Source organism: Shewanella litoralis, from assembly GCF_009828585.1.
Classification (GTDB): domain Bacteria; phylum Pseudomonadota; class Gammaproteobacteria; order Enterobacterales; family Shewanellaceae; genus Shewanella; species Shewanella litoralis.
Genome location: NZ_WSRZ01000001.1, coordinates 317447 through 335512 on the forward strand (window position 1 = coordinate 317447; position 18066 = coordinate 335512).

At 43.0% G+C, this 18066-nt stretch carries 19 protein-coding genes; 6 read left to right on the forward strand and 13 right to left on the reverse strand.

Features of this window, described 5'->3' with window-relative positions:
* Positions 1-194: 194 nt before the first annotated feature.
* Positions 195-1655 carry a glutathione synthase gene (locus GQA99_RS01490; protein ID WP_206194560.1) on the forward strand — a complete coding sequence of 487 codons (1461 nt, stop codon included), beginning with the start codon at positions 195-197 and terminating at the stop codon, positions 1653-1655.
* Positions 1656-1769: 114 nt separating this feature from the next.
* Here GQA99_RS01490 and sigZ read toward each other — a convergent pair whose 3' ends face one another.
* Both sigZ and GQA99_RS01500 read right to left on the reverse strand, forming a co-directional pair.
* Positions 1770-2306: an RNA polymerase sigma factor SigZ gene (gene sigZ / locus GQA99_RS01495; protein WP_160052075.1), complete on the reverse strand. Its 537-nt coding sequence runs from the start codon at positions 2304-2306 to the stop codon at positions 1770-1772.
* A 166-nt stretch (positions 2307-2472) separates the two neighbouring features.
* Positions 2473-3357, reverse strand: a complete 885-nt coding sequence (locus GQA99_RS01500; protein WP_160052076.1) for a LysR family transcriptional regulator — start codon at positions 3355-3357, stop codon at positions 2473-2475.
* Positions 3358-3495: 138 nt separating this feature from the next.
* Here GQA99_RS01500 and GQA99_RS01505 point away from each other — a divergent pair, with 138 nt between their 5' ends.
* Both GQA99_RS01505 and GQA99_RS01510 read left to right on the forward strand, forming a co-directional pair.
* Positions 3496-4101, forward strand: coding sequence for a short chain dehydrogenase (locus tag GQA99_RS01505; RefSeq protein ID WP_160052077.1), 606 nt, complete (start codon positions 3496-3498; stop codon positions 4099-4101).
* 110 nt (positions 4102-4211) lie between these two features.
* Positions 4212-4424, forward strand: a complete 213-nt coding sequence (locus GQA99_RS01510) for a hypothetical protein (protein WP_160052078.1) — start codon at positions 4212-4214, stop codon at positions 4422-4424.
* 67 nt (positions 4425-4491) lie between these two features.
* Here the strand turns inward: GQA99_RS01510 and GQA99_RS01515 are convergent, their stop codons facing one another.
* Positions 4492-5100, reverse strand: coding sequence for a TetR/AcrR family transcriptional regulator (locus tag GQA99_RS01515; protein WP_160052079.1), 609 nt, complete (start codon positions 5098-5100; stop codon positions 4492-4494).
* 428 nt (positions 5101-5528) lie between these two features.
* Here GQA99_RS01515 and GQA99_RS01520 point away from each other — a divergent pair, with 428 nt between their 5' ends.
* The gene (locus tag GQA99_RS01520) at positions 5529-6440 is read left to right on the forward strand and encodes a haloalkane dehalogenase (RefSeq protein WP_160052080.1); all 912 of its coding nucleotides are present in this window, start codon (positions 5529-5531) and stop codon (positions 6438-6440) included.
* A gap of 138 nt (positions 6441-6578) precedes the next feature.
* Here GQA99_RS01520 and GQA99_RS01525 read toward each other — a convergent pair whose 3' ends face one another.
* On the reverse strand, positions 6579-7394 hold the full coding sequence (locus tag GQA99_RS01525; RefSeq protein ID WP_229785807.1) for an AraC family transcriptional regulator: 816 nt from the start codon (positions 7392-7394) through the stop codon (positions 6579-6581).
* 93 nt (positions 7395-7487) lie between these two features.
* On the opposite strand from GQA99_RS01525, the gene GQA99_RS01530 reads away from it, so the two are divergent.
* Complete coding sequence (locus GQA99_RS01530; protein ID WP_160052082.1) at positions 7488-8885, forward strand: SLC13 family permease; 1398 nt, start codon at positions 7488-7490, stop codon at positions 8883-8885.
* Positions 8886-8970: 85 nt separating this feature from the next.
* On the opposite strand, the gene GQA99_RS01535 is transcribed toward GQA99_RS01530, so the two are convergent.
* Positions 8971-10170, reverse strand: a complete 1200-nt coding sequence (locus GQA99_RS01535) for an ABC transporter permease (protein ID WP_160052083.1) — start codon at positions 10168-10170, stop codon at positions 8971-8973.
* A gap of 9 nt (positions 10171-10179) precedes the next feature.
* Complete coding sequence (locus tag GQA99_RS01540; RefSeq protein WP_160052084.1) at positions 10180-10845, reverse strand: ABC transporter ATP-binding protein; 666 nt, start codon at positions 10843-10845, stop codon at positions 10180-10182.
* An 88-nt stretch (positions 10846-10933) separates the two neighbouring features.
* Here GQA99_RS01540 and GQA99_RS01545 point away from each other — a divergent pair, with 88 nt between their 5' ends.
* Positions 10934-11596, forward strand: a complete 663-nt coding sequence (locus GQA99_RS01545; RefSeq protein ID WP_229785808.1) for a DUF3299 domain-containing protein — start codon at positions 10934-10936, stop codon at positions 11594-11596.
* A gap of 184 nt (positions 11597-11780) precedes the next feature.
* Here the strand turns inward: GQA99_RS01545 and GQA99_RS01550 are convergent, their stop codons facing one another.
* The 7 genes from GQA99_RS01550 to GQA99_RS20865 all read right to left on the reverse strand — a co-directional run bounded on the left by GQA99_RS01550 (position 11781) and on the right by GQA99_RS20865 (position 17947).
* Complete coding sequence (locus tag GQA99_RS01550; protein ID WP_160052085.1) at positions 11781-12197, reverse strand: MerC domain-containing protein; 417 nt, start codon at positions 12195-12197, stop codon at positions 11781-11783.
* Positions 12198-12260: 63 nt separating this feature from the next.
* Positions 12261-12722 carry a Fur family transcriptional regulator gene (locus GQA99_RS01555; RefSeq protein WP_160052086.1) on the reverse strand — a complete coding sequence of 154 codons (462 nt, stop codon included), beginning with the start codon at positions 12720-12722 and terminating at the stop codon, positions 12261-12263.
* A 4-nt stretch (positions 12723-12726) separates the two neighbouring features.
* A complete protein-coding gene (locus GQA99_RS01560; protein ID WP_160052087.1) occupies positions 12727-13293 on the reverse strand; it encodes a ZrgA family zinc uptake protein in 567 nt (188 codons plus the stop codon).
* Positions 13294-13332: 39 nt separating this feature from the next.
* Positions 13333-14004: a DUF1826 domain-containing protein gene (locus GQA99_RS01565; protein WP_160052088.1), complete on the reverse strand. Its 672-nt coding sequence runs from the start codon at positions 14002-14004 to the stop codon at positions 13333-13335.
* Position 14005: 1 nt separating this feature from the next.
* The gene (gene zigA, locus GQA99_RS01570; protein WP_160052089.1) at positions 14006-15208 is read right to left on the reverse strand and encodes a zinc metallochaperone GTPase ZigA; all 1203 of its coding nucleotides are present in this window, start codon (positions 15206-15208) and stop codon (positions 14006-14008) included.
* 1434 nt (positions 15209-16642) lie between these two features.
* Positions 16643-17269: a DUF2971 domain-containing protein gene (locus GQA99_RS01575; RefSeq protein WP_160052090.1), complete on the reverse strand. Its 627-nt coding sequence runs from the start codon at positions 17267-17269 to the stop codon at positions 16643-16645.
* 90 nt (positions 17270-17359) lie between these two features.
* Complete coding sequence (locus GQA99_RS20865; protein ID WP_206194556.1) at positions 17360-17947, reverse strand: SEC-C metal-binding domain-containing protein; 588 nt, start codon at positions 17945-17947, stop codon at positions 17360-17362.
* Positions 17948-18066 lie beyond the last annotated feature (119 nt).

Genomic DNA, 18066 nt, shown 5'->3' on the forward strand with positions numbered 1-18066 from the left:
CTCATCACCATACTGCCAAACTTAGACGAAAACCATGTCTTACAAAGACACAGCCTAACTTCCCATCTTTTTGCGTCTTTTAGCATGCTATCTCGTCTTATACCGAGTAAAAACGATTATCACCACGTTAATATATCACTTTGTGAAAGTGATTCTGTTATCGATTGATAGGTGGATGTCTGTAAAGGTTAACCATTTTAAATAGTGAGAATACTGTGATAGCACAACAAGTCATTGAAGATACCTGCGAGTGGGCAATTATGCACGGTGTCGCATTTCGCCAAGCTGATAACAGCGCACGACATTGCCCATTTAGCATTGCACCCATGACCATGAAACTCGATGTATATCAGCATTTGCGCAACGTTACCCCAATGGTGGCTAAACTCATTAATCGTGTGTCAGAAGACCATGATTTTTTGCAAGCCTCACTCAGTGATGTCGCGAAAGCCGATCCGTTTTTTGGCCATTTAATCCAACTACATCATCAAGCCCATGGTGATACCAATAACCGAAAGAGCGTTGTACGTCAGCCGCTACTGTTGATGCGTACCGACTATATGGATGATGAACAAAACGGCGCTAAAGTCGTTGAGTTCAATGGTATTGCCGCTGGCATGGCGCCATTTGGCCAAAAAGCGACAGAATTACACCAGTATATTCAACAACAGTGGCCACACACGTATCAAGCTTGGACCGAAAACCCATCGGCAATACCTGAAAAAAATACTGCACTCACCCAATTGGCCTCTGGCATCGCGGTTGCCGCATTTAAGGTGAAAAATGAGGCTGGCGACTCAGGTAAACCGACATTTTTGATGGTGATACAAAAAAATGAAGATAATGTGTATGACCAGCATTTGCTTGAAATTGAGCTGCAACGACTCGGTATACGCACCGTTAGACGCACTTTTGAACAACTTAGCACTGAGCTTTCTAGCGGTGAACATCAGCGGCTGATATTACAAGATGTTGGTGGCATTGATGTGGTCTATTTACGAGCGGGATATCAGTACTCTGACTACTATGCTCCCGACATGGACCAACACGAGTGTTGCCACACATTAAGTCAAACACGCCTATTTATAGAGCTACATAATGTTGCCATGAACGCTACCATCAGCCAGCAATTAGCCACCAGCAAAACAATTCAAATGTTGCTGACAATGATGCCTGCTACTGACTATGTGCGTTGGGGGCTCAGTATTGAAGAAGCCATACTGATAAAAAGTGTATTAGCAGAGATGAAACCCGTGAATACAGACACCATTGCGTGGTTTAACACCACAGCCAATAAACAACAATGGGTCTTAAAAAACCAAGGCGAAGGCGGTGGCCATTGTATTTTTGGTGACGACATCAGTCGTAAACTCAAGCAACTTCCAGCTAAAGAATACGACGCCTGGGCATTAATGCAACGCTTATACCCGCGTGAGCGCGAAGTGCCGACCATGGCAATACGAGACAGCAAACAAACCTATATTGATAATCTTGTCAGCGAAATTGGGCTGTTTACGGTCACCTTTATTAATGTACCTGCTACAACGTTAGATGGATATGCCGGTTATTTAGTCCGCAGCAAACCCGCTAACGAAGGTGAAGGTGGCATCCACAGTGGCCAGGGTATTTTGGACTCGTTAGCGTTAGTTGATTAATACCATCACACCCATCAATGAGCGATATCTGACATATTCGACACGATTACTGCGGTGCAAGTAATAAGGCGTAATTAAGATCATGCGCCTTTAATCACCTCATCATGAGACGTTTTATCGACACTGTCGCGTAGGATCTTTTGCTGAATAGCCTGAAATACCGTGCTCATTAATTTCAAAATCACAGCAAGCCATTAGCTGTTCGCGAAATTTAACTCGGCCTCGTTGCACACGACTTTTGGCGCCAGAAAGTGACAAACCAAGTTGATCGGCGATCTGCTGTTGTGGCATGCCCTCTAACTCGGCTAAACGTAATGGGATACTGTACTTTTCAGGCAGCTCATCAATCAATGGCCGTAAGCATTCGGCGAGCTCTGCACGCGCCTCCGCTCCGGTATCTTGCTCTTGTGCGACTAAATTGTCAGGCAATTCATCAAAATGTTGCCGGGCCCGGTAAAAGTCCATCAAGGTGTTATGAGCAATACGGTATAACCACCCTTTTAAACTGCCTGCAGACTTCAATTGATGTAAATTAACGCTGGCTTTAATGTACACATCTTGCAAAATATCATCGACAGCATCAACATCATCGATACGTTTGGTCACATAGGCCCGAAGCTGCGCTTTATGGTTTTGCCATTCTGCCAACATAATAATATCGCCCCAATATTTATCACTATAATTAATGGAATTGGTATAACAGGTTAATTAAGACGTATTTATTTGCAAAAGACGCGTAATATTTTATGTTTATCCGCACATTGTATGTATTTTAGCTATGATCCACATACTGTTGATACTCTGCTAACTCAGCTCATTATTCAACATCAAGTAACGATATCACCCACTTGTGCAGCGGGTCGTCGTGGTAACGCGGATGCCAAGCGGCAATCACATCAAAGCTCTCTGGCGATTGCTCCAGCTCAAGAGTCACGACATCTAACCCTTTAATTGCTCGTGAGGGTAAAAAAGCAATGGAGTCGGTTGTTTCTAGGTACATAGGCACCACCGAAAAACACGGAGCAGACACTACAACGTTACGTTGCAAGCCAAATTGTGCAAACCAGTCATCGATAGAGCCTTTAAAATTGGGCCGCGATGGTGAGGCAATAATCGTAGGGTATTGAGCAATTTGTGCTAACGACGGTGTGGTTTTCGAGATGCTTGAATGGGTTGATGTTACACATACATGGTGCTCTTCAAACAGTGTAATCACCCGATAACTCTCAGGAATATAATCAGGAAACGCGATGGCTAAATTGACCTTTCCGCTTTCCATCTGCTCATGCAGTTTATCTATCTCAAAATCTCGCACTATCAGCTTTAAATTGGGGGCTTGTTCTCTTAGTTTGGCAATCAGCTTAGGCAAAATAACTTGCTGCGCATAATCAGTCGCAGAAATCACAAAAGTACCTTTGGCCTTATGTGGCACAAAGGTTTTAGTGGCGATAAGTGAGTTAAAATCTATCAACAGCTTATCGACGTTTATCGACAACTCCTGTGCAAAAGGTGTCGGTACAAAACCATTGGTTTTCCTAACAAACAACCGGTCATCAAAAACATCGCGCAATTTCTTTAAATGCTCACTCACCGCTTGTTGAGTCATCCCAAGCTGGCTTGCAGCTTTAGAGGCATTTTCCTCACGCACCAGCGCCTGAAAAACCCTCAATTGCTTTAAGTCTAATCTGTCTAATTTACTCACAATTCCCCCAAACGCAGTTAACCAAAAGCTAGCTAACAATTATAGCTTGTATCACTCACAATTAACTATTGTTTCAATTTGTTTAAGCCGGTCGTTAAAGTTCATCCCATCAAGTTAACTCAACAAGTGGAAACAAACATGAAAACAGTCATTTTAATTGGTGCGCTAGGCAAAATGGGTCAAGCAGCGTTATCTGGTTTAGGTAAGCATAAGGTCATCACCGCGGGCCGCTCTGGCAACGTCGACCACATTGTCGATATTACCAATGAGCAGTCGATTGAAGATCTATATACAAAAGTCGGTCACTTTGATGCTGTGGTTAATACGGTGGGCGTTTGTGAATATGCGCCATTTGTAGACATGACAGAAGCGCAGTGGATGACCACTGTCATGAGCAAAATGATGGGCCAAATTAACCTGGTACGGATTGGCCAAAAATACATTGCTGATGGCGGCTCATTTACCCTAATCAGCGGCATATTAAATGTTAAGCCTATTCCGTTTGCGATTGCCGATGCCACCACCAGCGGCGCCATTGATACCTTTGTAAAGTGCGTCGCCTATGAAATGCCAAGAAACACCCGCATCAATGTGGTCAACCCAACGGTGTTAACTGAAGCATGGGATGTGTATGGCGAAATGATGCCAGGGTTTGAGCCAGTGCCAGGCAAATTAGTTGGCAAAGCATTTGAACGTTCTGTCGATGGTTTTATTACGGGTGAAGTGATTTTTGTAGACGCTTAAGCACCTAAGAGTGGGGAGTAAAACAGAATTGCTCCCCATGAACAAATTGCTTATTTAATCAGTCAATTCTTGCCAATTGACTAATAGTTAGGAATATTTAGGAATACCCTATGAAAATTTTTATCATCACAGCCTTCGCAATATTGTTATCTGGCTGCACACTTTTACACAGCACAGATACCACAAACTCTGAGCCACAAAGCTTAAGCGCTCGCGGCGCTTACATGCAAAACACCAATGCAAAAGACACAAAGCAAGTGTGTAAAAAAATCAAACGCCACAAGCATGTCATCACCCGCTGCCGCCCAGTGACGGCGAGCTAATGTGTGCGGATCAGTTTACGTATTGATGCACTCACGAGCCGAATTAATGCCAACACGCTTTACAAAGTTATTTACTCTCAGGGATTGAGAGTAACGCATAATCAAATACCGGATAAAGGGCCGAAGCTGGGTGGCCTGATTTAGCTTGTACCGCTAAGCCATAGCTAACGCTAAGCAAGTATTTAGCCAGCGTTTGTGCTGTTTGCCCCTCAGGCAAATCGGCGTTATCTATTTTTGCTCCCATGAGTGTGACCAGCCTTGTGACATTCTTTATCCCAGACTCTCTTATAAACGTAAGCGCCTCTTGCGGAAACGCCACACTGTCAGACTCATTAACACTTTTAACCAACAAGCAGCCTTTTGGTGTTTCGTCATTGGTGAATAAAGTTATAAGACCATGAAAACATGCTTGTAATTGTGTTTTTAACGAGGCGGTAGAGGTGGGTTGTAATTGGGCGTAATTGGGTTCTACGTATTGCTCAATATAGTGGTGCAGCGCATCTTTAAATAACTGCTCTTTAGAGCCAAAGGTGGCGTATAAACTTGAAGTATTTAAGCCAAGCTCAGCAGATAGCATGGCAACAGAAGTGCCAGAGTAACCATTTTGCCAAAACAAGCGCATTGCTTTATCGATCACTTCATTTTTATCAAACGCTCTTTTTCGTCCGGCTTTCACTTAAATATTCTTCCACATTAAATTTGTAACACCATTTTGAAGTCATCACTTCAAAATGTCAATTTATTGCATTGACATTCTAAAGTGATCGTTTCATAATCGCCACATTATGAAGTGAACGCTTCAAAATAGATTTAAACCCTGATACCTTTATTTTTACATTGGTTTTAGCGGCTTTTTTAATATTTACAGGCGCTGCATTGTGATGGGCGACGGCTGATATCAACAGTCTGGCGACAATGATTGTGTGGGCGGATTTAGTTCGGTTATTACCCTGGTATATGCAGCCTACTAGGGGTTTGGACCTAACGTATTTGTGTTTATTTCAGCGATGGATCTTGTTGCGTCATGCTTATTTATCAAAGGCAGTATGAATGTAACAGGACAGAGATTTAGCAGATTAATTTTTATTTTACGAGGGCAATATCATGACAATTAAGGCACTTAGAACACCAGAATCTCGTTTTTCTGTATTACCGGCATTTCCTTTTCAACCTCAATATGTAGAAGATTTAGCAGGCTTTGAGTCATTACGTATGGCTTATATTGATGAAGGCGATAAATCAGCGGAATACACCTTTTTGTGTTTACATGGCGAGCCAACATGGAGCTATTTATACCGCAAAATGATCCCGGTATTTACCCAAGCAGGGCATCGTGTTGTTGCACCTGACTTGTTTGGTTTTGGCCGTTCTGACAAGCCTGTAGATGATGCCACTTACCACTTTACATTTCATCGTGACAGCATAATGCGCTTAATTGAGCGTCTAGACCTTAAAAATATCGTTCTTGTGTGTCAGGACTGGGGCGGCTTTTTAGGGCTAACCATCCCAATGGACATGCAAGACAGATTTAAAAAGCTTATTGTGATGAACACTGGCGTTAGCAATGGACAACCTTTGTCTGAGTCGACGATACAATGGATGTCATTTACAGCGGCAATACCAGAAATGCCAGTCGGTGGATTGATTGCTTGTGATGCTGGCGCGGCCGTCAATGTGATGGATGTTATCGCCTATGATGCGCCATTTCCAGATAACAGTTATAAAGCAGGCGTAAGACGTTTCCCGCAAATGATCCCAACCGATGCCAATGATGATGCGGTCAAATACGGTTTACGTGCTATCGAGTTTTTATCTCAAACCTGGGAAGGCGAGAGCTTTATGGCCATCGGCATGAAAGACGTCATCTTAGGCGAGCCAGCAATGATGGCATTAAAAGGAGTGATTAAAGGCTGCCCAGAGCCAATGAAAATAGCTGAGGCTGGTCACTTTGTACAAGAATATGGTGTAGAAGTGGCTGAAAACGCCTTACTGCAGTTTGGTTTGGCGGCAAAATAACACTAGGCTAAACCTGTACAGGCAATGGTAACGCGTTGCCTGTTTTGCTGACCACTGCAAAGCCAAGTTAGTATAAAATATCGCCCATCCAAAAAAACGCCTTCATCAGCCAGCTGAATTAATCCGTGAAACACTTATTCACGATCTGGGTAAGCGATAATCTTTCTTGCTCAGATATTCTTGTGGCGAGCAGCCAAACATCTCTTTAAATGCAGCAATAAAACTACTGACACTTTTATAGCCTAGCTCGTAAGCAACACGGCTAGTGCTTGTCGTTTGCGTTAAATATTCTAACGAGTTCATCAACCGATATCGGCTGCGCCATTGTCGATAAGTCATGCCGGTTTGTGCTTTAAAGAGTCGCTCAATGGTGCGCACACTCGCACCAACAATCTTGGCTAGCTCAGTGAGTGAGGCCTCGTGAGTGGGGTCATTAATAATGTAATTAATTAAATGATTTAATCTTGGGTCATCGCCTGCAGGAAGCGAGATTTCAGACCCCTCTAGGGCTTCAATTTCGTCAATAATGACCAACCCTAATCGCGCCATAGGGTCGAGTGCGAGTGTGTTAGCGTGTTTAACGAGTTTCAGTATCAGCTCACGTAATAATGGGGTCATTTTTAACATCGCCACGCCACTTTGCTCGCACCTAACGGCATAGCTTGGATCGATATACAGATTACGCATTTCGGTTTCTGTCTCTGCCCTCACCTGATGCTCCACCATACTAGGGATCCACACAGCATGAGATGATGGCACCACCCACACAGTGCCTTCGCTGGTTATTTTCATCACACCTTGTGACGCCCATAAAAGCTGGCCTCTTGGATGAGAATGTGATTTTAATGAAATCTCAGCGAGCACGCTGCGACTGTGAGTGAGTACCGGACGAGAAGGGTCGAGAATATAACCAATCTGTGTGGGTGGAAGTAATGTCGCCTTAGGAACACTCATTGTCACATATCTACCTTTTTACGCCAACAAAACTCAATTATAGTACGCATCCAGTTTTTTTTAATCAATATTTAAACAATAAGGTACTAGCAGATGGTCAGTAAAATTCCGGTGAAAAACATCATCATTACCTTTGCGCTCACCATTGCAGCATGGTTGTTTGCCTTCCCTATGGCAGATTTTCCGGTTAACTTTTCCTACAGTGCGGCGGTGGTGCTAATGACCCTGGTGGGCTGGAGCACAGGCCTTATTCCGCCTTACCTGACTGCACTGATATTTTTTGCACTGACAATTATCTTAAAGCTACTAGAACCAAGCGTGCTGTTTGCAGGCTTTGGTTCAACCGCGGTTTGGTTGATTATTTCTGGGTTTGTTATCGGTACTGCTATTTCAATTTCAGGGCTTGGAAAGACTCTGGCGTCGTTAATTGAACCTCACTTTACAGGCAGCTACTTTCGACTCATTTTTGGCCTGGTGTTTAGCGCCGCGCTACTCGGGTTTATCATGCCATCTTCTATCGGCCGTGCGGTGGTATTGATCCCCATTGGTATCGCGTTGGCCGACCAGGTGGGGTTTGCCCAAGGCAGTAATGGCCGTTTAGGCGTGGTGACCTCTTTAATCATCGCGTGTAACATGCCCAGTTTTGCGATTTTACCTGCCAACATTCCCAATATGATTTTAAGTGGTTCAAGTGAAACGCTTTTTGGCATCCATTTTGGCTATACTGAATACCTGTGGTTACACTTTCCGGTATTGGGACTGTTGAAGTCTTTTGCCATCATCGGCACAACATTACTTGTATTCCCGGCAAAAATTGACCTAGATGCCAACCATGATGTTGCAGAGTCACACATTGACCCTCAGCAAAAAAACCTACAAATACGTGTTGCTGTCATCTTAGGTATCACGTTGCTATTTTGGGTAACCGACTCAATTCATGGTGTAAACCCTGCCTGGGTTGGCCTTGTCACCTCTATTATATTGCTGCTACCCAAATGGGGCGTAGTGCCTGCTAAGTCATTTAGTAGCAGTGTTGATTTTAGTACGATTGTGTTTGTGGCATCGGCGCTAGGATTAGGTGTGCTGGTTAATGAATCGGGCATAGGTGCAGCCCTTGGTGATGTGTTTGCCACCCTGTTACCAGGAGAATCTAGCGGCACTTTTGCTAACTATATGGCACTGTCTCTCATTGCAACCGCCACCAGTTTAGTGACCACTGTACAAGGTGTACCTACGGTGTTGACCCCAATGGCAACCGAATTAGCCCAGGCAACAGGCTTTAGCCTGCCGGCAGTGTTAATGACCCAAGTGGTTGGCTTTTCAACGGTGATATTTCCATACCAGGTCGCACCATTAATTCTTGCGATGCAGATGTCAAATGAACCGATATCGCAACTGTTAAAACTCAGTTTGCCTCTCGCACTGTTTACTATCGTTTTCTTAATGCCAATCAACTATCTATGGTGGCTTGTACTCGGTTGGATTGGTTAATAGCCCTCACGCCAATTCATAGATAATCGAATATAGTCGAGCAATCATTAAAATGGCTAAGGCCATAAGCATCGAATACTCGCTGCTAATGCTGGCGGTTTGACATACTCAACGAAGGAATGACTGCGACCACTATAGAGATAACCATGATGATGCCAATGACATATAAACTGTTCATCGAGAATATATTGGCACTGATGTTTAACCCAAATTGCGTCATTAAATAATCTTGCGCCAGTGTTAAACATAAAGTCAAAATCACTCCAGCCGCTATAATACTCGACATGGCAATAAAAGCGGCTTCGGCAGCAATCAATAAAAACAAAAAGCGTGCAGGCGCACCTATTGTTTGTAGTAAGCGAATTTCATAATGCCTTTCACGCACCGAGGCCAGCAACATGGCACATACACCCAAACAAGCAGACATAAATACCAATACAGAAACAACCAAGAGCGTGTTTTCTAGCACGCTCATCATTTGCCATAACTCCGCTAACACCACACCGGGCAAAATGGCAATTAATGGCTCAGCCGCAAACTGATTAATATCTCGCTGCATTGTAAACGTGGTGATTTTTGACTCTAACCCCAACATAAAAGCGGTGATATGACTCGGCTGCAACATGGCCTGCTGACTCACCGCTTGCGATTGCTGGGCATGTATCGCTTCGATACTTTGTAAACTCACATGTAGAGTATGATCAATTGGCGTGCCCGTGGGCGATAAAATACCAACAACAGTAAAAGGATTGTTTTTGTGTAACGTAAAACTGGTGGCTGCAATACCATGGGCTAACACTAACTCATCGCCTAATTTATAGTGTAATTTAGCCGCCACAGCTGAGCCTAATACCACATCGTACACATCAGAAAATGCCCTGCCTTGATTAAACTCTAGTGCGTGTTGTTGGCCATATTTAACCTGCTGAAAAAAATCTTGGTTAGTCCCTAAAACACGAAACCCTTTATGCGAATCCCCCAAAGAGAGAGGCACAGCCCATTTTACCTTAGGGTTTGCGGCAATGGTTTCAAATGATTGCCAGCTGATATTATTGGTTGGCGACCCCACCCTAAATACCGAATACAGCAGTAAATTAACGCTGCTTGTTCTGGCGCCTACAATTAAATCCACACCCGACAAGGTATTAGCAAAACTCACTTTTGCTTGATGTCGAATATGCTCTACACCCAATAACACCATAATGCTGATCGTCATCGCCATCACGCTAAGTAATACCGATCCTTTGCGTGCCGCCATACTTTTCAAAGCCAGTTTTATAAACATAAACAATTCCTAGCCTTGATTAATATCACTGAGAGCTTCAACGCGATTGAAGTATTGAGATAACGACATGTCATGGCTGACAAATAACAAACTGAGGTTGTTTTCTGCCACAATTGACATTAACAAGGCCATAAACGCATCACGATTGGCATGGTCTAATGATGATGTTGGCTCGTCAGCAATGAGCACAGACGGCTTATTGATCAACGCCCGAGCAATCGCAACGCGTTGCTGTTGCCCCAAACTCAACTGCCTCACAGGAACGCCCCAATCTTGCGATGGCATGTTTAAGGTTGTCAGCAAGGTATTAATGTCATTAGTAAGCTGATGATTGGAGAGTTTATTGGCAAAGTAACTGGCTAAACGAATGTTTTCGATAGCACTAAGATAGGGAATTAAATTGAACTGCTGAAAAACATAGCCAATGTTATTGGCCCTAAATCGGTTTCGTTGCCGGCTATTCATGCCATCTATACGCTGATCAAGCATAGTTAATTGCCCAGATGACACGGGTAAGATCCCGCTTAATACGCCTAATAATGTCGATTTACCACAGCCAGAAGGGCCATAAATAAACGCCTGCTCAGCCTTGGCAAGTGACCAAGCGCAAATATTCAGCACCGCTGATGTTTGCTTTGGGTAATGAAAAGTGACATCTGACAACACAATGCTCATTGTTTATCGTCTCATTAAAATAACTACAACAAATTTATGATACATTGTATCATTCATATATTGCAGTTATTTTTACGGTAAATACACCATGTTGCGATTAATCACACTCAGCGGTTTGTTGGCATTGATGATGCTAGCGATGGGTTGTAATCAATCAACCGCCTCAACCACCCACACACAAGATGATGAGGTTGTCTCAACGCATTCGGCCAATGTGTCTAAAGGCGATGCACAACAAGCCCCAAAGCCTGCTTATAAAACCGTAGAATGGATTGAATTGATGCCTAAAAGTGATTTAGATGCATTACTCAATCCGCCAGACTATCTTGACGAGATTGAAGATGGCTCACTTGAAGATACCATGAGTAATCAGGTTTATAATGCCCTCACCTCAGCCAATGATGACAGTTATCAACAAGCCTTAATCTCAACCAACATCATCAAAGAAATGGTAGACCAACCCATTAGAATACCGGGATTTATCGTGCCATTAGAATTTGATGACCAGCAAAACATCAGCCAATTTTTTTTAGTGCCCTATTTTGGCGCCTGCATTCACATGCCACCACCACCGCCAAATCAAATGATATATGTGACCTCGTCAGTTGGGGTGTCGTTAACCGATCTTTATGAGCCCTTTTGGATTACCGGCATCTTAAAATCTGCCATGATGGAAAACCAACTCGGCACCGCAGCCTATAGCATGCAAATGACATCGATTGAACTGTATACCGAATATCCCGAAGAATAATACCGCCCCAATGGCGCTGCACTTTATGCAAGATACCATTGGCTATATTTTACGGTCATGAAAAGAAGCGTTAGCCTGGGCCTCATAAATGAGGCTCATGATTACAGGTTGTTGATTTTTTGGTACTTGATTGACGAGTGGTTTGTGCAAGCACATTGAGATTGAACATTAGTCTCATTAAGCATTAGTCACATTGAGCATTAATGCCATTGATACAATTTGACGCATGTTTACAACGGGTAAAGTTAACCCAATGTGCAATAGCCACCAAGGTTGCCCCCAGTACCGTTAATACTTTTTCGCCCGCTTCACCGACCGTATCGTGTCCAAAAACTGCAGCAAACAGCAACAACAATAATCCGCTTATTCCAATCAATAAAAATCGGTATTGCTGATGCTTTTTATAACCGCTGACCAATGCATACAGGCTCACTGGGAGCACGGCAATTAATAACCAGCTATGAAACGCTTCATTATCGAGCTGCCACACGCCCAGACTAGGCAATAACACCAATAAAAATGGCAATACCACACAGTGGATAACACATAAAAATGACAGTGTGATAGCAAATTTATCCGTAAATGCTTGTATGGCTCTCATGTTGGCTAAACCTTTATCCTTTGCTCGATAATACAGTGTTTGAGTGATAGTTATTCTTGAAGGCTATGCCGCAGTGGCTAAGCAATCATTACAGATACAATTGATTTCTAGCTGCGGGCTCACTAATTTAAAACCTGCCTTTTCCACACTCTGGTTAAGTTCATTAATCGTTGATTTATTAACGGTAATTTCTTTTACCACATTACACACACTACAAATTAAAAACTGTGGCACACCATGATCATGCTTGCAGGTGATGTGCGAGCAAGCAATATACTTATTGGCCAATTTAAGCTTATGGACTAAGTGTTCTGCTTCTAAAAAATCGAGGATTCGATACACCGACATCGCCGGTATTTTTTCGCCATTTTCTTTAACAAACAAATCAATTAAATCGTACGCAGACAACGCCTTACTTGTTTGTACAAGCAAAGATAAAACTTGTTTTCGCTTTGTGGTTAAGCGTGAACCATGGCTTTTACAATTTTGTTCAGCATGTTCAATAATAGTGTCGATGTTATTCATTGCGTTATCTCAAACTAATCATGTTGTTTTTATCGCTCAGCGTCACCGCACCTTGTTGAGTATCGGTAATCCACATAGAGCGTATCTGGTGAATACGAGGAAAAAGTGCAAATACTGTAACAGTAATGCTCGAAAGCTCAGACATTTTTTCACAATTAAACCGATAATACGCTGTCACATCACTATGTAATTGTTGAGCAGTATGTTCATCTAGATGCTCTTCGATGGCATCATGGTGATCTGAGTGCTCCACGCTCATTGCATCCACTGTGTGAGACACAAATTGGCAGGCACCACCATTAAGCACAAACAAATCATCCACCTGGCCAAGTTGTGTGTTCATCTGCTCAAACGCACGCTTATCTGGTTCAGCGTTAAGTGTGTGCTCAAAACCCACCAAGTCAACTGTCGGTGTTGTTAGTGTGACCTCGACAGTGTTGTTATCAACCGCAATGGTCATCGTCGACACGCCATGAGTATGAACATTTGCAGCATGAACTAATGGGCTGCTCAAACTAAGCAGCACCGCACTCAAACACGTTATGCATAACGCCACAAAACCAACATTCATTTGCTCATCCTTTATAGCTGGCTAAACCGAGGTATCACTTTATTGAATAAAGTCTAGGGTTAACAATAAACGAGACTCACCCTCTGCCAGAGGTGGCGAACGATGAACCAAACCTGCGCCTTGTTGTTCGTCCCACATTTCACCTTTTAGCAGTGCAACATCACCACTATTAAGTTGCTGGATTTGACTACCATCTGGCATCAAACCAGACTGCTCATCAGGCAAACCTTGGCTTCCTGCGCCTAATTTAGTTCGATTTAAACCGTCATGCTGCAACCACTGAGTCGCCGCCCCCTGATAAGTGGTGATCAACCGACAAGGAATGCGATCAACATGAAAACGCGGACACATTGCATGCTCTAAAACCGTTAACCTCAGCCCGGCATGCTCAACACCAAATAAACAACAAAACATTGCCACTAATTGCGCGATATCATCGGCAAGCACAGTCACAGCATTTGTTTGCTCAAAAGCTTCATACAGCTGCTGGTGCACGTCTTGTTCTGACACTTTCAAAATAACTTGCTTTTTAATCGACGTTTTCAACAATTCGTCAACCGCCGATGTTAACTGTTCAGGCATCTCACGATGCCAAATGGCGATATTAGTCTGTTGCTGATAAATAGCTGGAAATACATCAACCGACTCCCCACTCACAGGCTGGCGGATCATCGTATTGTCTTCATTGAGTGTCTCAACAGAGGCAAGCATATTAAGCCTCCCATTGAGGAAAAGGGTCACTTAACGTGCGCCAGTAGTCTTTTCCTCTAAGTAGTTCGTCATCAGATAACAAGCAATCATTAAGTGCCTGGAGCATGCCGGCTTTATCTAATTGCTGGCCAATAAACACTAACTCCTGGCGCATGTCGCCAAACGGCTCCTGCCATTGCTCATTAATTGCCGCTAACGACTCTTCATCTGTTGGCCAATCTTTAGTGGGCACAGCTTTCCAGAACATGCCAGAAATATGATAGTGAGCAATTCCACCCGCTTGATTCCACTGGCCAACAAACTGCGGCTGAGTGGCTAGCCAAAAGTAGCCTTTCGAGCGCACTAACTTACCAAAGGGTTCGGTGTTGTGAAGAAAGTGATGAAATTTTTGCGGATGAAAAGGCCGCCTCGCAGTAAAATTAAAGCTACTGATGCCGTATTCTTCGGTTTCTGGAATGTGCTCGCCACGCATTTCTTTTAGCCAACCGGGTGCTTGTTGAGCCTGCTCAAAATTAAATAAGCCCGTGTTTAATACCGCATCAATATTAATGTTGCCTGCGGCAATCGGAATAATCTTCGCTCGGGTATTAAGCACCTTAAGAATCGCCGTCAGCTTATTTAACGCAGCCTCATCAACTAAGTCGGTTTTACTGATCAGCAACACATCGGCAAACTCAACTTGATCAATGAGTAAATCGGTAATGCTTCGGTCGTCTTCTTCACCCAGAGACTCGCTGGTTGCCTGTAAATCTTGCGCTTCTTCGTAATCTTTTAAAAAATTCACCGCATCAACCACCGTCACCATAGTATCTAAGGTGGCAACCTCAGACAGCGACACGCCATTTTCGTCGGCAAACGAGAATGTTTCAGCGACAGGTAAAGGCTCAGAAATCCCAGTTGATTCAATAATCAAATAATCAAATCGCCCCTCTTTTGCTAACTGACTCACCTCGACTAACAGGTCTTCACGTAAGGTGCAGCAGATACAGCCATTACTCATTTCAATCAGCTTTTCATCGCTGCGATTGAGAGAGATCTCATTTTTAACCACCGACGCATCAATGTTAATTTCGCTCATATCATTAACGATAACCGCCACTTTTTTGCCTTCACGATTATTAAGAATATGGCTTAACACCGTGGTCTTGCCGGCACCTAAAAAGCCAGAAAGCACTGTAACAGGGAGTTTTTTAACTTGGGTCATGATAATGATCTCGAATAACGGGTATTGAATAGCTGGTTTTGAAAACGGGTTTCAAATGACGAATAGCGAGATGTTACAACATATCATTTATGTTTTCTAGTTAATTTATGTCATCTGGTTTTTTGCGGTTCACCAAAGCTTTACATGCTCGCATGCACTCTGAGCACTCAAGTCCGGCGTTGAGTTAAGGTGTTTAAAGAAATGAATACTCTGATTTGGAAAAAAAGCCTGTTAACTTGACCATGACAAACAACCCGTTCGTCGTCCCGGCAATGCTTTTTTATTTATGGCCTGCGGCCACTAACGTCGTGGCGCTTCGCCCACACCAGACCAAGAGGAAACCAACGGCTGTTCCCTCTTTACTCTTTATAAAAGAATTGGCCCAGCCGCCACATCAAAATTATCATTCTTTACTAAACAATAGCGATAATTTCGCGACGTGGATCAATCCAGCTTTTAACTCTATTTGGAATCGGCTTCGGCCACCTCTTTATGGTAAAGAATGAAAATGCTAACGCTTCAGATGGGAGTCTGATGTGAATGGATTCACGAATGTCGTGGTAGCATGGTCAATGATGTTCCCGACATCATAATGACATTTCCCATATCCATATGGGTCAGATGCCAAGGAACAACCCTTCCCCTCTAAAGCTAGCTGGCTCTGATAGGCAGGATGCCTGAATGCCTTGAAGCACATGGATGTGCGTGAAAGGCCATGGCTAGCTCACGTATTCACTTGTAAAAAGTCTTCAACGGCCTCAAGTTCAGAGTTGAATTTGGACATTTACAAGCGAAATTCAGCTTATTAATGGACACAAAAGATTTATGTAAGCTGTTGTTTAAGTTTAATTTTTGTAAAGTTCACTCTGACCCGACTAGACTAAATTTGCTTATGCCAGCTCACGTATTCACTTGTAAAAAGTCTTCAACACCCTCAAGTTCAGAGTTGAATTAAGGTATTTCAAGAAATGGATACTCTGATTGGGGCCAAAAAGCCTGTTGCAACCCGCTCGTCGTCCCGGCAATGCTTTTAGCCGGGATCCAGGTGTTTTTTGTTCTTTATGGCCTGCGGCCACTAACGTCGTGGCGCTTCGCCCACACCCGACCAAGAGGAAACCAACGGCTGTTCCCTCTTGGAACTCCCAGCCGCCACATCAAAATTATCTGAAAAGCGATAATTTCGCGACGTGGTTAGATCCAGCTTTTAACTCTATTTGGAATCGGCTTCGGCCTTATTCGAAAATGCTAACGCTTCAGATGGGGCGTCCCTTCCCCTCTAAAGCTAGCTCGCCATCCATGGCTAGCTCACGTCATTTTCTTCAACGGCCTCAAGTTCAGAGTTGAATTTGGACATTTGCAAGCTAGATGTAACTCATTAATGTACATAAACATTATAAATAATCTGTTGACGCAAGAGTCGTTTGTTAGACAGTTTTATTTGTTTTTATGCTTTACTATTTTGAACGATTTAAACGCTGCTCTAGCGTATATAATCTCTACATTACGGTCAGCTTCATTCAGTATTTTCATTAGGCTATGTCTAGTAATATTTGACTGACAACCGATGATAATTTTTGTTAATTTAATATCTGAATTGAACGGCTGAAAGAAAATACCATTATCTTTATCAAAGTTTATTAGCTCACGGATTAATCTGTATTCTTGTTCGTATTCCCAATGTTTGAATTTAGATAGTAACAGTTTTTGTGGAAAATTGGGGTCAGCTATTAATTTACTTTCCAACCTTTCTGAAACGTAATCAACTTTTCTAGCATCATCTTTATCTGCGAGCTCAAGCTCAATACATAAACCTTTGTGGTTGTCTGCATAATGAGCCCATTGGACAGGGTTCGACCAAATTTTACTGAAACATAGAATACCAAACTTTGAAGCAACTCTTCGTTTCATTTCTTTTAGAGCGGCTCGAATATCTTGATCGCTAGTTTCTATGCCAATAAGTTCAAAGGGATCGTTTAATCGGTCAAAAGTTGAAGCCTTAATTCGTTGGTTTGCTAAATTTTGCAAGCCAAAATATTCATCCATGTAATGATAGAGCTTCATATTACCTCTGACTGCTGCCTAACGCCCGCAACACCGGGCAATTTTTAGCGCTGCGGAAAATTGATCCTCGTGATTGCGCTTGTTAACTTTTTACGCTGTCAAATAACAGCACTTTTTATATTTAACACCACTTCCGCAAGCGCAAGGGTCATTTCTCTTTTGCTTTTTTGGCGCTGGCGGCTTAGGCGGAGCTAATTTTTGAATTGATTTCTCAATTGAGCGTTCAATAATGTGTTCTATCTCTTTTTCGGGGACAGGTTCATCTTTAAACGTTCCGTAGGCCGTAATTAGTAACCCAATAGCCGCTAGAATGATTCCGATAAACCCGTACAACTCAGATCTTGTTTGTGGCAATACAGAAGCGAAACCTGTTAACTCTGGCACTGCTTCTTGAATATTTGTTTGGACTTGTTCTTTTGATAGGTTTTTCTTTTGCGCTTCAACTAATACAGCCGATAGTTGTTGTAACTGCTCAATGGTCTTGATACTACCCTGCAGCAATTTTATAGCGTTACCAGTAATATCATATACGCCATCAGGTACATGCCCTATACCGCCGCAGTTTGGGCAAGGGCCAGCTTGAGTTCCACTTAGAGTTACGTTCCTACAGCTTTCAAATACGAAACCAGAACCAAATACAGCTCCACAGTTATCGCAAAATGCTGGCATCTCTGGCATAAGGCTTCCTTGAAAGTTAACAGCTCATTGAACGACCAAATAAATTTAAAGCCGACCCTTTAAGTTATTGATTAATATCATCCTACATTTACTATCTCATTGATGTAAAGCAGTTTTAT

Coding starts and splice junctions, on each gene's coding strand:
- sigZ (WP_160052075.1), bottom strand. CDS start 2,306: ATGTTGGCAGAATGGCAAAACCATAAAGCGCAGCTTCGGGCCTATGTG.
- GQA99_RS01505 (WP_160052077.1), top strand. CDS start 3,496: ATGAAAACAGTCATTTTAATTGGTGCGCTAGGCAAAATGGGTCAAGCA.
- GQA99_RS01510 (WP_160052078.1), top strand. CDS start 4,212: ATGAAAATTTTTATCATCACAGCCTTCGCAATATTGTTATCTGGCTGC.
- GQA99_RS01520 (WP_160052080.1), top strand. CDS start 5,529: ATGACAATTAAGGCACTTAGAACACCAGAATCTCGTTTTTCTGTATTA.
- GQA99_RS01525 (WP_229785807.1), bottom strand. CDS start 7,394: ATGAGTGTTCCTAAGGCGACATTACTTCCACCCACACAGATTGGTTAT.
- GQA99_RS01530 (WP_160052082.1), top strand. CDS start 7,488: ATGGTCAGTAAAATTCCGGTGAAAAACATCATCATTACCTTTGCGCTC.
- GQA99_RS01535 (WP_160052083.1), bottom strand. CDS start 10,170: ATGTTTATAAAACTGGCTTTGAAAAGTATGGCGGCACGCAAAGGATCG.
- GQA99_RS01540 (WP_160052084.1), bottom strand. CDS start 10,845: ATGAGCATTGTGTTGTCAGATGTCACTTTTCATTACCCAAAGCAAACA.
- GQA99_RS01545 (WP_229785808.1), top strand. CDS start 10,934: ATGTTGCGATTAATCACACTCAGCGGTTTGTTGGCATTGATGATGCTA.
- GQA99_RS01550 (WP_160052085.1), bottom strand. CDS start 12,197: ATGAGAGCCATACAAGCATTTACGGATAAATTTGCTATCACACTGTCA.
- GQA99_RS01555 (WP_160052086.1), bottom strand. CDS start 12,722: ATGAATAACATCGACACTATTATTGAACATGCTGAACAAAATTGTAAA.
- GQA99_RS01560 (WP_160052087.1), bottom strand. CDS start 13,293: ATGAATGTTGGTTTTGTGGCGTTATGCATAACGTGTTTGAGTGCGGTG.
- GQA99_RS01565 (WP_160052088.1), bottom strand. CDS start 14,004: ATGCTTGCCTCTGTTGAGACACTCAATGAAGACAATACGATGATCCGC.
- zigA (WP_160052089.1), bottom strand. CDS start 15,208: ATGACCCAAGTTAAAAAACTCCCTGTTACAGTGCTTTCTGGCTTTTTA.
- GQA99_RS01575 (WP_160052090.1), bottom strand. CDS start 17,269: ATGAAGCTCTATCATTACATGGATGAATATTTTGGCTTGCAAAATTTA.
- GQA99_RS20865 (WP_206194556.1), bottom strand. CDS start 17,947: ATGCCAGAGATGCCAGCATTTTGCGATAACTGTGGAGCTGTATTTGGT.